General features: G+C 75.2%; 8 protein-coding genes. 5 read left to right on the top strand and 3 right to left on the bottom strand.

What is annotated here, in order from left to right; genetic code table 11:
- Positions 1-108: 108 nt before the first annotated feature.
- From LPA54_RS27015 to moeZ, 3 genes are all read left to right on the top strand, one after another.
- Positions 109-1,068 (top strand): NAD(P)-dependent oxidoreductase, encoded by a 960-nt coding sequence (locus tag LPA54_RS27015; RefSeq protein ID WP_228982358.1) that lies wholly within the window; start codon positions 109-111, stop codon positions 1,066-1,068.
- The gene (locus LPA54_RS27010; protein WP_228982356.1) at positions 1,056-1,808 is read left to right on the top strand and encodes a spherulation-specific family 4 protein; all 753 of its coding nucleotides are present in this window, start codon (positions 1,056-1,058) and stop codon (positions 1,806-1,808) included. The genes LPA54_RS27015 and LPA54_RS27010 overlap by 13 nt, the downstream gene beginning before the upstream one ends.
- 85 nt (positions 1,809-1,893) lie before the next feature.
- Positions 1,894-3,072 (top strand): adenylyltransferase/sulfurtransferase MoeZ, encoded by a 1,179-nt coding sequence (gene moeZ / locus LPA54_RS27005; protein ID WP_228982355.1) that lies wholly within the window; start codon positions 1,894-1,896, stop codon positions 3,070-3,072.
- 89 nt (positions 3,073-3,161) lie between these two features.
- Here the strand turns inward: moeZ and LPA54_RS27000 are convergent, their stop codons facing one another.
- The 3 genes from LPA54_RS27000 to LPA54_RS26990 form a co-directional block, all read right to left on the bottom strand.
- Positions 3,162-4,739 (bottom strand): alpha/beta hydrolase, encoded by a 1,578-nt coding sequence (locus tag LPA54_RS27000; RefSeq protein ID WP_228982354.1) that lies wholly within the window; start codon positions 4,737-4,739, stop codon positions 3,162-3,164.
- A gap of 146 nt (positions 4,740-4,885) precedes the next feature.
- Positions 4,886-6,556: an alpha/beta hydrolase gene (locus LPA54_RS26995; protein WP_228982353.1), complete on the bottom strand. Its 1,671-nt coding sequence runs from the start codon at positions 6,554-6,556 to the stop codon at positions 4,886-4,888.
- A 184-nt stretch (positions 6,557-6,740) separates the two neighbouring features.
- On the bottom strand, positions 6,741-9,365 hold the full coding sequence (locus tag LPA54_RS26990) for a lysylphosphatidylglycerol synthase transmembrane domain-containing protein (RefSeq protein ID WP_228982376.1): 2,625 nt from the start codon (positions 9,363-9,365) through the stop codon (positions 6,741-6,743).
- A 338-nt stretch (positions 9,366-9,703) separates the two neighbouring features.
- Between LPA54_RS26990 and LPA54_RS26985 the strand changes: the two genes are divergently transcribed.
- Complete coding sequence (locus tag LPA54_RS26985; RefSeq protein WP_306806545.1) at positions 9,704-10,177, top strand: MGMT family protein; 474 nt, start codon at positions 9,704-9,706, stop codon at positions 10,175-10,177.
- Between the two features lie 82 nt (positions 10,178-10,259).
- Positions 10,260-13,754, top strand: coding sequence for an ATP-dependent DNA helicase (locus LPA54_RS26980; RefSeq protein WP_228982349.1), 3,495 nt, complete (start codon positions 10,260-10,262; stop codon positions 13,752-13,754).
- The last annotated feature ends 209 nt before the right edge of the window (positions 13,755-13,963 follow it).

Here is a 13,963-nt window from a genome sequence, read left to right as displayed (position 1 = left end):
CCCCACCGCACCCCCACCCCCGATCCGACCAGCCCGAAGCAGCGAGGAGACACACGAGATGACCCCCCAACCCCCCGTCACGGCCGACCGGTGCGAAAGGGGAGCACGATGAGGGTGCTGCTGCTCGGCGCCACGGGATTCCTCGGCCGGTTCGTCGCCGACCGGTTGCTCGCCGACCCGGCGGTGCACCTGACCGCACTCGGCCGCCGCGACGACTCCGACGTCCGCTTCGACCTCGCCAACGGCAGTCCCGGGGCGCTCACCCGGTTCCTGGACGCCGTCCACCCCGGGGTCGTCATCAACTGCGCGGGCGCCACCCGCGGCGGCGCCCGCGAGCTGACCCGGCACAACACCGTCGCCGTCGCCACCGTCTGCGAGGCCCTGCGCCGCAGCCGGTGCGGCGCCCGCATGGTGCAGGTGGGGTGCGCCTCCGAGTACGGCCCCTCCCAGCCCGGCTCCTCCACCGCCGAGGACTCCGTGCCCCGGCCCGGCGGCCCGTACGGCGTGTCGAAGCTGGCGGCGACGGAACTGGTCCTCGGCTCCGGCCTGGACGCCGTCGTGCTGCGGGTCTTCTCGCCGGTCGGCCCCGGCACGCCCGCCGGGTCACCGCTCGGGCGGCTCGCCGAGGCCATGCGCCGCGCCATGCAGTCCGGTGACGGCGAGCTGAAGCTCGCCGGCCTCGGCGTGCAGCGCGACTTCGTCGACGTGCGGGACGTCGCGCGGGCCGTGCACGCCGCGTCCCTCTCCGCGGCGCAGGGTGTCGTCAACATCGGCACCGGCCGCGCCGTGCGGCTCCGCGACGCGGCCGCCGTCCTCGCCCGCGTCGCCGGCTACACGGGCGCCCTCCACGAGCTGGACGGGCCCCCCACCCGCCCCGCCATCGCCGCCCAGCGCGCCGACTCCGTCACCGACCACGCCCCGGCCGCCCCCCACCCGTACCCCGACGGCTGCGGCGCCTGGCAGCAGGCCGACGTCCGCACCGCCCGCGACCGGCTCGGCTGGCGGCCCCGGATCAACCTGGAGGAGTCCCTCGCCGACATCTGGATGGAGGCGGCGTGCCGCATCTGACCAGAACCGGTACCGACCTGTCGGCGACGGGCGCCGAGCGGCTCGGCTTCGGGGTCCCCGGCTACGCCCACCCCCTCCTCGCGCCCGTCGAGTGGGCGGAGCTGACCCGGCCGGGCGCCCCCCTGCACTGGGCCGTCCTCAACGTCGCCGACGGCCCCGGCGTCCGGCCCGACCCGCACTGCCTGGAGGCCGCCGGCCGGCTGCGCAACGCCGGCGTCCGGGTCCTCGGCCTCCTCGACCTGGGCCACGGCGCCCGCCCCTTCGGCGACACCGTCTCCGAGGCCCACCGGTACCTCGACTGGTACCGCGTGGACGGCTACTTCCTGGACCGGTGTCCCACGGAGCGGGCGGACCTGCCCGCGACGCGGCGGCTGACCGCGACCCTGGAGTCCGTCCTCGACCGGTCCGACGGCTGCCACCTGGTCCTCGGGCACGGCCGCCACCCGCACCCGGGATACGCCGAGATCGCCGACCAGCTGGTCACCTTCTCCGGGCCGTGGACGGAATATCGCTGGTCACAGGTGGCGGAGTGGACAGCCGACCACCCGCCGGAGCGGTTCGCGCACTTCGTCCACGGGGTGCCGCGCACCCATCTGGACGAGGCCGTGCGGATCGCCCGCTGGCAGGGAGCGGGGACGATCTTCTTCACCGACCGCACGGGACAAACCGACCCGTTCGCGGCGCTGCCCGGCTACTGGGACGAAATCGTCTCGCAGATCGGACCAGGTGTCTCGGAATGAGAAGGGCCGTGGCAGTGTTACGGGACATGTAGTCCCCGCCCGCGCGGGGGTAGTCCCGTACTGACATACGACCAACGGAGTCCCCGTGTCGCTGCCACCCCTGGTCGAGCCGGCTGCCGAGCTCACCGTAGACGAGGTCCGCAGGTACTCCCGCCATCTGATCATCCCGGATGTCGGGATGGACGGACAGAAGCGGCTGAAGAACGCCAAGGTGCTCTGCGTGGGCGCCGGCGGTCTCGGCTCGCCCGCGCTGATGTACCTGGCCGCGGCGGGCGTCGGCACGCTGGGCATCGTGGAGTTCGACGAGGTCGACGAGTCGAACCTGCAGCGCCAGATCATCCACAGCCAGGCGGACATCGGCCGCTCCAAGGCGGAGTCGGCGCGCGACAGCGTCAAGGGCATCAACCCCTACGTGGACGTCGTCCTCCACCAGGAGCGGCTCGAGGCCGACAACGTGATGGAGATCTTCGGCCAGTACGACCTGATCGTCGACGGCACGGACAACTTCGCCACGCGCTACCTCGTCAACGACGCCTGCGTGCTGCTGAACAAGCCGTACGTGTGGGGCTCGATCTACCGCTTCGACGGCCAGGCGTCGGTCTTCTGGTCCGAGTACGGGCCCTGCTACCGCTGCCTCTACCCCGAGCCCCCGCCGCCGGGCATGGTGCCGTCCTGCGCCGAGGGCGGCGTCCTCGGCGTGCTCTGCGCGTCCATCGGCTCCATCCAGGTCACCGAGGCGATCAAGGTCCTCGCCGGCGTGGGCGACCCGCTGGTCGGCCGGCTGATGATCTACGACGCCCTGGAGATGCAGTACCGGCAGGTCAAGGTCCGCAAGGACCCGGACTGCGCGGTGTGCGGCGAGAACCCGACCGTCACCGAGCTCATCGACTACGAGGCCTTCTGCGGCGTCGTCTCCGAGGAGGCCCAGGAGGCGGCGGCCGGCTCCACGATCACTCCCAAGCAGCTCAAGGAGTGGATCGACGACGGCGAGAACATCGACATCATCGACGTCCGCGAGGTCAACGAGTACGAGATCGTCTCGATCCCCGGCGCCCGGCTGATCCCCAAGAACGAGTTCCTGATGGGCAGCGCCCTCCAGGACCTGCCCCAGGACCGGAAGATCGTCTTGCATTGCAAGACGGGTGTCCGCAGTGCGGAAGTCCTCGCCGTCCTGAAGTCGGCCGGCTTCTCGGACGCCGTCCACGTCGGCGGCGGTGTCATCGGCTGGGTCAACCAGATCGAGCCCGACAAGCCCGTCTACTGACCGTCGGTCGGGCGACCGACCGCGCACACCCGGTCCCAGGGGGCCGGACCACCCGGTCCGGCCCCTTCGCCGTGCCCGCGCCGGTCGGGTCAGGAGCAGGTCGTGCCGTCCCGGGGGACCTTGCCGCGGAGCAGGTAGTCGTCGACCGTCCGCGTCACACAGGACGACGAGCCGTAGGCGCCGTGCCCCTCGCCCTTGTTGGTGACGAGCACGCCCACGCCGTCGCCCAGGCCGTCCGCCATCCGGCGGGCCCCCTCGTACGGCGTGGCGGGGTCGCCCGTCGTGCCGACCACCAGGATCGGGCCCGCGCCCGGAGCGCTGACGTCCTGAGTCGTGCTCTCTCCCCTCACCGGCCACTGCGCGCACCACCCGGCCGTGTCCCAGGCGAGGAACGCGCCGAACACCGGCGATATGCGCCGGAACTCCGGCAGCAGCGCCTTCGCCTCGGCGGCCGTCGGCCGCTGGTCGCTGTCGGCGCACGAGATGGCCCGCTGCGCGTGGCTGTCCGTGCCGTAGCCGCCGTCGGCGTCGCGGTCGTTGTACATGTCCGCCAGGCGCAGCAGCGCGTCGCCCCGGCCCTCCTCGGCCTCCTTCAGCGCCTCCGTCAGCAGCGGCCAGCTGCTCTCCGAGTACAGCGGCAGGACGATGCCCGTCAGCGCCAGGCCCTCCGTCAGCTTCCGCCCGCCGGACGTGGGCAGCGGCTGCCCGTCGAGCCGCTCCAGCAGCCGGGCCACCCGCGCGGTCCCGGCGGCGGCGCCCTCGCCCGTCGACGTGAAGTAGTTGTTCAGGGCCCGCTGGAAGCCGGTCGTCTGGTGCCGCGCGTGCCCCTGGGTGTCCGCGGTCGGGTCGACCACGGCGTCCAGCACCGTCCGGCCGGTGTTCCCCGGGAACAGGTGGGCGTAGGCCGCGCCGAGCTGGGTGCCGTAGGAGATGCCGAAGTAGTGCAGCTTCGCGTCCCCGAGGACGTGCCGCAGCACGTCCATGTCGCGGGCGGTGTTGCTGGTGGTGACGTGGGCGATGAGCCGGCCCGAGCGGCGGGCGCAGCCGGCCCCGAAGTCGGCGCCGTCCTTGAGGTACGCCGCCTCCTCGGCCGGCGTGTCCGGCGTCAGGTCCGCGCGCGCCTCGGACGCGGCCTGCTCCTCGTCGGAGCGGCACACGATCGCCGAGCTCCCGCCCACCCCGCGCGGGTCGAAGCCGACCAGGTCGTAGCGGGCGTTGAGCGCGTCGTAGTCCGGGGCGAAGTCCGGCAGCATCCCCACCCCGGAGGCGCCGGGGCCGCCGAAGTTGAACAGCAGCGAACCGATGCGCCCGCTGCGGTCGCGCGCCTCCTTGCGGATCAGCGCCACCGACAGGGTCTCGCCCTGCGGCTTCGCGTAGTCCAGCGGCACCTTCACGCTCGCGCACCGCCACGACGAGCCCGGCGCGTCACCGCCCGCAGGCGCCTCGCACGGCTTCCACTGCGGCTGCTGGCCGGTCAGCGCGGCCGGCAGCGCGGGCATCCCCGCCGTACTGCCGGGCCGGCCGGGCGCCTTGCTCGCCGAACCGCCCGGTGTCGCGCCGCCGCCCACGCCGCCGCCCCCGCCGTCCCCGGCCTGGCAGCCGGTGGCCAGTGCGGCCACCACGGCCGCCGCGGCCACGATCGCCACGGCTCGTCCACGCATCGACATCCGCCCCCCAGAGCTCCCCGGACGCATCCGGCCCCCCACCTGTGCAACGCCATCGTAGGCTCCGCCGCCGTCGGCCCTCCCGCCCTGTGGACAACCCCCGGATCCCTCGTCGGCGGATCCCTCACCGGCGGGCGCGTGCGGAGTGCTCACGGGCAGACCGTGCCGGAGGCCGGGACCTTGCCGGAGAGCAGGTAGGCGTTGACGACCCGCTGCACGCAGGCGTCCTTGCTGTTGTACGCGCCGTGCCCCTCGCCCCGGTAGGTCACCTCGACGCCGACGCCCTTGCCGAGCGCCTTCGCCATGGCCCGCGCGCCCGCGAAGGGCGTCGCCGGGTCGCCGGTGGTGCCGATCACCAGGATGGGCGGCGCGCCGGGCGCGGCGACGTCGGGGTGGTCCCAGGTGCCGGGCACCGGCCACTCGCTGCACGAGAGCATCCCCCAGGCCAGGAAGTCGCCGAAGACCGGTGACGCCGCACGGAACTCCGGCAGCCGCTCCCGTACCTGCTCGGTGGTGAACCGGGCCTTGTCGTCGACGCAGTTGATCGCCGCGTTCGCCGCCTGGAGGTTGGTGTAGCGGCCGTTCTCGTCGCGGCCGTTCATGGAGTCGGACAGGGCCAGCAGCAGGGCGCCGTTGCCGCCGTCGGCCTCGTCGAGGCCCTGCTCCAGGTAGCGCCAGTACTCCTTGGAGTACAGGGCCTGCGCGATGCCGTTGGCGGCGTGCGTCTGGGTGAGGCGGCGCTCGCCGATCCCGCGGACGGGCCGTTCGTCGAGCCGCGCCAGCAGGTCCGTCACGAACCGCTCGATCTCGGCGGGGGTGCTGCCGGGCAGGGCGCAGTCGTCGCCCTGGTCGACGCAGTCGCGGGCGAAGTTGCGCAGCGCCAGCTGGAAGCCCTTCGCCTGGCCGAGGGCCCCCCGCGCGGCGGTCGCCGTCGGGTCGACGACCGCGTCGAACACGGCACGCCCGACCCGGCGCGGGAACAGGTGCGCGTAGACGCCGCCCAGTTCGGTCCCGTAGGAGATGCCGAAGTAGTGGAGCTTGTCGTCGCCCAGGACCCGGCGCATGAGGTCCATGTCGCGGGCGGCGTTGCGGGTGCCGACGTACGGCAGCACCTTGCCGGAGTTCTCCTCGCAGGCGTCGGCGTACTCCTTCAGCCCCTCCTTGAGGGCCCGTACCTCGCCGGCGTCGTCGGGTGTGGCGTCCCGGGAGTGGAAGGCGTCCAGCTCGCGGTTGTCCAGGCACTCCACTCCGTCGCTCTGCCCCACCCCGCGGGGGTCGAAGCTGACCAGGTCGTAGCGGGTGCGCAGGGCCGCGTAGTCGGGCGCGAACGACGGCAGGGCGGAGATGCCGGAGCCGCCGGGGCCGCCGAAGTTGAAGACGAGCGACCCGATCCGCTTCGCCCCGTCCCGGGCGGGGGCGCGGATGAGGGCCAGCTCGACGGTGTCGCCCCCGGGTTCGTCGTAGTCGAGGGGCGCGTCCATGAAGGCGCACTGCCACTTCGTGCCGTCCGGCAGCGGCGACGGCGCGGTGGCGCCGCCCTCGGCGGCCGTGGGCGGGGTGCAGGGCTTCCACGACAGCTTCTGCGCGGCGAGTTCGTCCAGGGTGCCCCGGCCCGCGTCCGCGCCGTCGTCCCCGCCGCCGCAGCCGGCCGCCGCGCCGGCGAGGAGGGCGGCGGCGGCGAGCACCGCGGTCCGCCGCCGGGCGCCCGGGCGCCGCCGCGCGCCGGCGACACGTCGGGTACGCCCGGCGCGGGAGGTGCGCCAGGGAGCTGGGGTACGCCAGGAGCCGGTCGTGCGCCGGGGGACGCGAGAGGTGGGCATGCGACCATCGTCGGCGCGCCGGAGCCGGCCCGCCCGCGACGGACGCCCATGCGGGTGGCGCCGCCCCGCCCGCTCGGCGGGACCCGGGGCCCGCTGTCCGGGAGGCCCCGGCCGGAAGGCTCCGACCGGAAGGCCCCGCCCTGCCCGGGAGGCCCGTCCCCGGCCGGCGGTGTCCGGGCAGGCCCTACAGCGCGCCCTTGCGGGTGAGGTGGTTGAACGAGAACCACCCCGGCAGCACCGGCAGCCACAGCGTCAGCAGCCGGTACAGGAGTACCGCGGGCGCCGCGACCTCCTTCGGCACGCCCGCCAGCACGAGGCCGGCCAGCAGCGCGCCCTCGACGGCGCCGACACCGCCCGGCGTGGGCGCCGCCGAGCCGATGGCGTTGCCCGCCAGGAAGACCACGGCGAGGCTCGCGTACGTGAGCGGCTGGGCGCCACCGGCGAACGCGCGGATCGACGCGTCGAGGCACAGCACGAACATCGCCGTCAGCAGCAGCATCCCGCCGATGCCCGTGACGAGCTTGCCGGGCCGCTGGAGCACGTCCAGCATGCGCGGCACGACCCCGGCGAACAGCGACCGCAACCGCGTCGAGACGAACTTGCGCAGCGCCGGGACCGCCGTCACGACCAGCGCCAGCACCGCGATGGTCAGCAGTCCCGCGATCACGGTCCTGGACGGGGTGAAGTCGTCCTGCGACCGCTCGGTGCCGGTCAGGTACCCGAAGGCCAGCAGCAGCATGATGTGCGCGCCGAGCCCGAACAGCTGCGACGCCCCGACGCTCGCCACCGCCAGTCCCGGGCGCACCCCGGAGCGCTGGAGGAACCGGGTGTTCAGCGCGACACCGCCGACCGCCGCCGGAGCGACGATCTTCACGAACGACCCGGCCACCTGCGCCACCACGGTCCGCGCGAACGACACCCGCTCGGGGACGAACCCCAGCAGGCTCATCGCCGCCGCCACGTAGCTGAGCGCCGAGAAGACGACGGCCGCCGACACCCAGGCCCAGTTCGCCTCGCTGATCGTCGACAGCGGGATGCTGGCGATCTGCGACAGCAGGAAGTACGCGGCGATGGCGCCCGCGATGAGGCTGATGAGGGTGCGCGGCCTGATCCGCTCCAGCCGCACCGGCTCCACCGGGGCCTGCGGCCTGATCTTCAGCACCTGGCGGCGGATCTGCGCGAGCAGGTCCTCCTCGCGTGCCTCGTGCAGCGCGTCCTCCAGGGCCCGCTTCTCGGCCTGCTTCTCCGCCCGGACCGCCTTGCGCTCGGCCTTCCCGTCCGCCCTGCCCACTTCTCCGGTGGCCGTCGACTCCTCCAGGCGGGCCGCCTTCGCCGCCTGCGACGCCGCCAGCACCGCTTCGCGCTCGCGCTGCGAGCGCTCCCGGGCCAGCCTGCGCAGCGTGGCGCGGCTGGACCGGCTCAGCGCGATCGGCTGGAGCAGCGGCAGGCAGTCCGCGACCCTGTCCGGGCCGAGCACGGCGACGGCGGCCGCGACCGCGCGCTCCGCGCCGACCCGCAGGCCCAGCGTCGTCAGGAGCTGCGCGGTGTCCATGCGCAGCACCAGGTCGCCGGCGGCGATCTCCCCGCCGCGCAGGTCCGTGATCACCACCTTGCCGGAACGATCCACCAGCAGGGCGTCACCGGTCAGCCTGCGGTGCGCGATGCGCCGCGACTGCAGCGCCCGCACCTGCTCCCAGCAGCCCCGTACGACCGCGTCGGTGATCTCCTCGTCCGCCAGCGAGTCCAGGGAGCGGCCCTCCCGGTGCTCGTACACGAGCATCACGGCGTCCGGGCCCAGCTCGGAGGTGGCGATCAGCTTCGGCGCGTTGGCACCGGCGGCGATCGCCGCGTACGCGAGGAGCGCCTCCTGCTCCAGTGCCTGGCGCAGCGACTGGATGGACCGGCGGGTGGTGATCCCCCGCAGGGTCAGCCGGCGCCACACCCGGTAGAAGAACCCGTGCGCCTGCTGCTCCCGGTCCACGACCGTCACGTCGAGGGGCGAGCCCTCCTCCAGGGTGACCAGGTAGCGGCGGCCGCGGTCGCCCTGTTCGGCGGTGTCGGGCAGGCCCTCGGCGCGCATCGCCGAGACCGGCCGGAACCCGACGTGGCGCAGCCCCGCCAGGAGCGTCTGCCCGGTGGGCCGGACGTTGGGGGAGCCGACCGTGTAGAGCGTGCCGTACGCCACCGTCCAGCCGATCAGGACGGTCAGGATGATCGACAGGGGAGTGGTGTACCCGGCGACGAGCATGGTGAAGGCGTCGAGCAGCAGCACCACCCACAGGATGATCCGCCAGCGCGGCCGGCGGGCCATGCCGACCGCGGACATGTACGCGATCACGGGGGCCAGGTAGCCGTGCACGGGGTCGGTCAGACCGCCCCCGCTCTGCGGCTGCGTCAGCGCCTCCTGGATGGCGAGCGGCGCGCCCCTGGCCACCCACAGGTCGGTGGCGAGGGTCACCCCGTGGGCGAGGACCGCGGCGAGCACGCCGTCCGCGATGCGCAGCCCGTCCCGTTTGATCAGCCGCTCGATCGCGAACGCCACCGGGACGAGCAGCACGGCGATGCTGGAGACCAGCCCGGCGACCTTGACGAAGATGTCGGGCGCCTGGCCGGTGCCCTTGTTGATGTCCTGTTCGAGGCCGGAGGTGGTGCCGCTGGCGAAGGCGGCGATGCCGATGACGACGATGATCGCGAGGACGCCGACGAGCAGGCGGAGCAGGTCGGACGGGCGGTGCACGCGCGCGGCGAGCAGCGGTTCGTCACCGGAGACGTCGTTGTGCTGCTCGGCGAGGGCGTCGTCGGTCCGCAGGGCGTCGGGGGCCGGGGGGCGCGGGGGCTGCCCGGGTGCGCCGGAGCCGCCCGCCGCGTCGGACCGGGTCGGGCCGTCGGTGGTGCCGCCGGTGTCCGGGGCGCCGGTGTCCGGGCCGTCACCGCCCGCCGGTGTGGCGTTCGGGTGCGGCTCGCCGCCCGGAGCGCTCGCCGCGTCGGGAGGCCGCACGTCCCGTCCCTTCGCCTTCTCCGTGTCGTCGTCTTCTCGATCTCGTATCACCAGTCACCGCCCGGAAGATGGTGGCATGACCGGGAGGTACCGGAGAGCATCAGGGTGCGATGCCCGTCTTGTCGTACCCGTGGTGCAGGATGGAGCGGATGACTTCCGAGGACCACCCCGACCGGCTTCCGGAGTACGCCGAACGCGTGCTGGAGGTCGCCGAGCTCATCCCGCCCGGCCGGGTGATGACCTACGGGGACGTCGCCGAGTGGCTCGGCGAGGGGGGCCCGCGCCAGGTGGGCCGGGTCATGGCGCTCTACGGCGGTGCGGTCCCCTGGTGGCGCGTGGTGCGGGCCGACGGCCGACTGCTGCCCGGGCACGAGCGCCGCGCGCTCGGCCACTACCGCGCGGAGGGCACGCCCCTGCGGGAGGCCGCTCCCCTGCGGGGCGGCGCCCCCGCGCGCGAGTCCGCCCTTCCGCGGGACGGCGCCCCGGCGCGGGACGGCGCACCGGCGCGCGGCACGGCCGCGTCCGTGCCGCGCCTGGACATGCGGCGGGCCCGGTGGGACGGGGACACCGGTGCCGACGGCGGTGACGCGGGCGACACCGGGCATGCGATGGCTCACAATTGACAGCTTCCGCCATACGGCGGGGCCGCGCCCCTTCTCCACCGCACCCTCACCCTCAGCACACCCTCCAGGACCGGCGATCCACGTGAGTTCCTCCTCCACCACCCGGCGCGCGCCGTACCAGGACCCGGTACGGGCGGGCGGCCCGGGCGCGTACCGGCTGGTGCGCACCCCGCCGGCCCAGGTGACTCCTCCTCTCCTGGACGCAGCCCAGCGCGGGGTGGTTGACCACGCCGGCGGGCCGCTCCTCGTCCTCGCCGGACCGGGCACCGGCAAGACCACGACGCTCGTCGAGGCGGTGGCGGCGCGCGTCGCCCGGGGCGCCGACCCCGAGCGGATCCTCGTCCTCACCTTCAGCCGCAAGGCCGCCGTCGAGCTGCGCGACCGGATGGCCGCCCGCCTGCCCGGCGCGCGCGCCCCGCAGGCGACGACGTTCCACTCCTACTGCTACGCCCTCGTCCGCGCCCACCAGGACGCGGAGCTGTTCGCCGAGCCGCTGCGCCTGCTGTCCGGCCCCGAGCAGGACGTCACCGTCCGCGAGCTCCTCGCCGGCCAGCTCGACCTGGAGCGGGAGGGCCTCGCGCGCGTCCAGTGGCCCGACGAACTGCGCGCGTGCCTCACGACGCGAGGCTTCGCCGACGAGGTGCGCGCAGTCCTGGCCCGCTCCCGGGAGCTGGGCCTCGGGCCGCGGGCCCTCGCCGCGTTCGCCGCCCGCACGGGCCGGCGCGACTGGGCGGCGGCGGCCGACTTCCTCGCCGAGTACCTCGACGTCCTCGACATGCAGGGCGTCCTCGACTACGCCGAGCTGGTCCACCGCGCCGTGCTCCTCGCCGAGCGGGTGGAGCTGCCCCGGTACGACGCCGTCTTCGTCGACGAGTACCAGGACACCGACCCCGCGCAGGTGCGGCTGCTCCAGGCGCTGGCCGGGCGGGGGAGGACCCTGTGCGCCTTCGGCGACCCCGACCAGTCGATCTACGCCTTCCGCGGCGCCGACGTCAACGGCATCCTCGACTTCCCCCGGATGTTCCCGGCCGCCGACGGCAGCCCCGCGCCCGTCGCCGTGCTGCGGACGTCGCGCCGCTCCGCGTCGGCCGTCCTCGACGCCACCCGGCTGCTCACCGCCCGGATGCCGCTGCCGCGGCTCCCGGCCGGGGCGGCGCGGGCCCACCGCGAGCCGGCGGCGGTGCGCGAGGGCGGTCGGGTGGAGGCGTACACCTTCCCGACCGCGTCGACCGAGCTGGACAACATCGCCGACATCCTGCGCCGCGCCCACCTGGAGGAGGGCGTCCCGTGGAGCGACATGGCCGTCCTCGTCCGCGCGGGTGCCCGCTCCCTGCCCTCCCTGCGCCGGGCGCTCACCTCGGCGGGCGTCCCCCTGGAGACGGACGGCGCGGACGTCGCCCTGCGCCACGAGCCGGCGGTCGCGCCGCTCCTCACGGCCCTGCGCGTCACGGCCACGGCCGCCCTCGCGCCCCGCCCCGCCGCGGCGCGAGCGACGCCCGACGGCGGGGCGCCCGAGGGCGGGGCGCCCGAGAGCGGGGCGCCTGATGGTGGGGCGTCCGACGGCGGCCGGTCCGAGGGCCAGGGGCCTGACGATGGGCCGTCCGAGAGTGAGGCGCCTGACGGTGAGCCCTCCGACGGTGGCCCGCCCGAGGGCGAGGCACCTGACGGCGGCCCCTCCGACGGCGAGGCGCCCGACCCCGCGCCCTGGCTGGACACCGAGACCGCGCTCACCCTGCTCACCTCCCCCCTCGGCGGCATGGACGCCGCCGACCTGCGCCGCCTCGGCCGCGCCCTGCGCGACGAGGAGCGCGCGGCGGGCAACAAGGTGCCCCCGCCCTCCGACGACCTCCTCGCCCGCGCCCTCGCCGAACCCGAGCGGCTCGTCGCGCACGACCCGGCCTACGCGCGCGGGGCGCAGCACCTGGGCAGGCTGCTGCGCGAGACCCGCGAGCTCCTCGCCGCCGGCGGTACGGCCGAGGAAGCCCTCTGGCAGCTGTGGAACGGCACCGGCTGGCCCCACCGGCTCCACCGCGCCGCCCTGCGCGGCGGCCCCGCCGGGCGCAACGCCGACCGGGACCTCGACGCCGTGTGCGCCCTGTTCGACACGGCGGCCCGCGCCGAGGAGCGCACCGGCGGGCGCGGCGCCCTGAACTTCCTCGCCGAGCTCGAAGCGCAGGACATCGCCGCCGACACCCTGTCCAAGCGGCAGGCCCGCCCCGACGCCGTACGGCTCATGACCGCGCACCGCTCCAAGGGCCTGGAGTGGCGGCTGGTCGTCGTCGCCGGCGTGCAGGAGGGGCTCTGGCCCGACCTGCGCCGCCGCGGCTCCCTCCTGGAGGCCGACCGGATCGGCCGCGACGGCCTCGCCGAACCGCTCACCCCGGGGGCCCTCCTCGCGGAGGAGCGCCGCCTCTTCTACGTCGCCGCCACACGCGCGCGGGACCGGCTCGTCGTGACCGCCGTGAAGGCCCCCGCCGAGGACGGCGACCAGCCCTCCCGGTTCCTCGCCGAGCTGGGCGTCGAGCCCAAGGACGTCACCGCCCGCCCCCGCCGCCCCCTCGCCGTCTCCGCGCTCGTCGCCGAACTGCGCGCCACCACCGTCGACCCGGACGCCTCGCCCGCCCTGCGCGACGCCGCCGCCCGCCGCCTGGCGCGGCTCGCGGCGCTCACCGACGACGAGGGGCAGCCGCTCGTACCGGCCGCCCACCCGTACCGCTGGTGGGGCCTGTACGAGCCCACCCGCGCCCCCGCCCCGCTGCGCGACCGCGACCAGCCCGTCACCCTCTCGGGCAGCGCCCTGGACCAGCTGGCGAACACGTGCGCGCTCCAGTGGTTCCTGGGCCGCGAGGTGAAGGCCGACGCCCCCGCGACCGCCGCCCAGGGGTTCGGCAACGTCGTGCACGTCCTCGCCGACGAGGTCGCGTCCGGACGCACCCCCGCCGACCTGGCCGTCCTCATGGAGCGCCTGGACACCGTGTGGAACGCGCTCGCCTTCGACGCGCCCTGGAAGTCGGCGCAGGAGAAGGAGCACGCGCGCGTGGCGCTGGAGCGCTTCCTGCGCTGGCACGTCATGGACCGCGGCGGGCGTGCCCCCGCCGCCACCGAGCACGGCTTCGACGTCACCCTGGACGCGGGGGAGTACGCCGTGCGGATCCGCGGCTCCATGGACCGCGTCGAACGGGACGAGGAGGGCCGCGCCTACGTCGTCGACTTCAAGACCGGCAAGCAGACGCCGACCAAGGACGAGGTCGCCCGCCACGCCCAGCTCGCCGTCTACCAGCTCGCCGTCCGGGAGGGCGCGCTGGACGAGGTGTTCGACGGCCGGCGCCCCGAACCGGGCGGCGCCGAACTGGTCCACCTGCGGCAGGCCGCTCCCAGGAAGGAGGGCGGCGAGGCCCTGCCGCGCGTGCAGGCGCAGGAACCGCCGTCCGAGGAGTGGGTCTCCGACCTCCTCGCCACCGCCGCGGGGCGGGTCCTCGACGAACGCTTCACCCCCACCACCGGCCAGCACTGCACCACCTGCGCGTTCCGCGCCTCGTGCAGCGCCCGCCCCGAGGGCCGCCACATCGTCGAGTGAGACGACGGGCTTCAGCGGCCCCGCGACCCTGGCAGGCCGGCGATCCCCGCGACCCCGCCGGCACGCCTCCGACGGTGAGCCTCAGCCCGTCCCCCGAGGGTGAGCCTCAGCCCGCCTCCGAGAGCGACCTTGAACCCGCCCGAAGGTGAGCTTCAGCACGCCCGCCCCCCTCGCGCCCCGCCCTGCCGGGCCCCGGCGCTTCCGGCGGC

The organism is Streptomyces sp. DH12 (assembly GCF_020873895.1).
Taxonomy (GTDB): domain Bacteria; phylum Actinomycetota; class Actinomycetes; order Streptomycetales; family Streptomycetaceae; genus Streptomyces.
The sequence above is the reverse complement of the archived record's forward strand: the minus strand, read 5'-3'. Positions and strand labels throughout refer to the sequence as shown.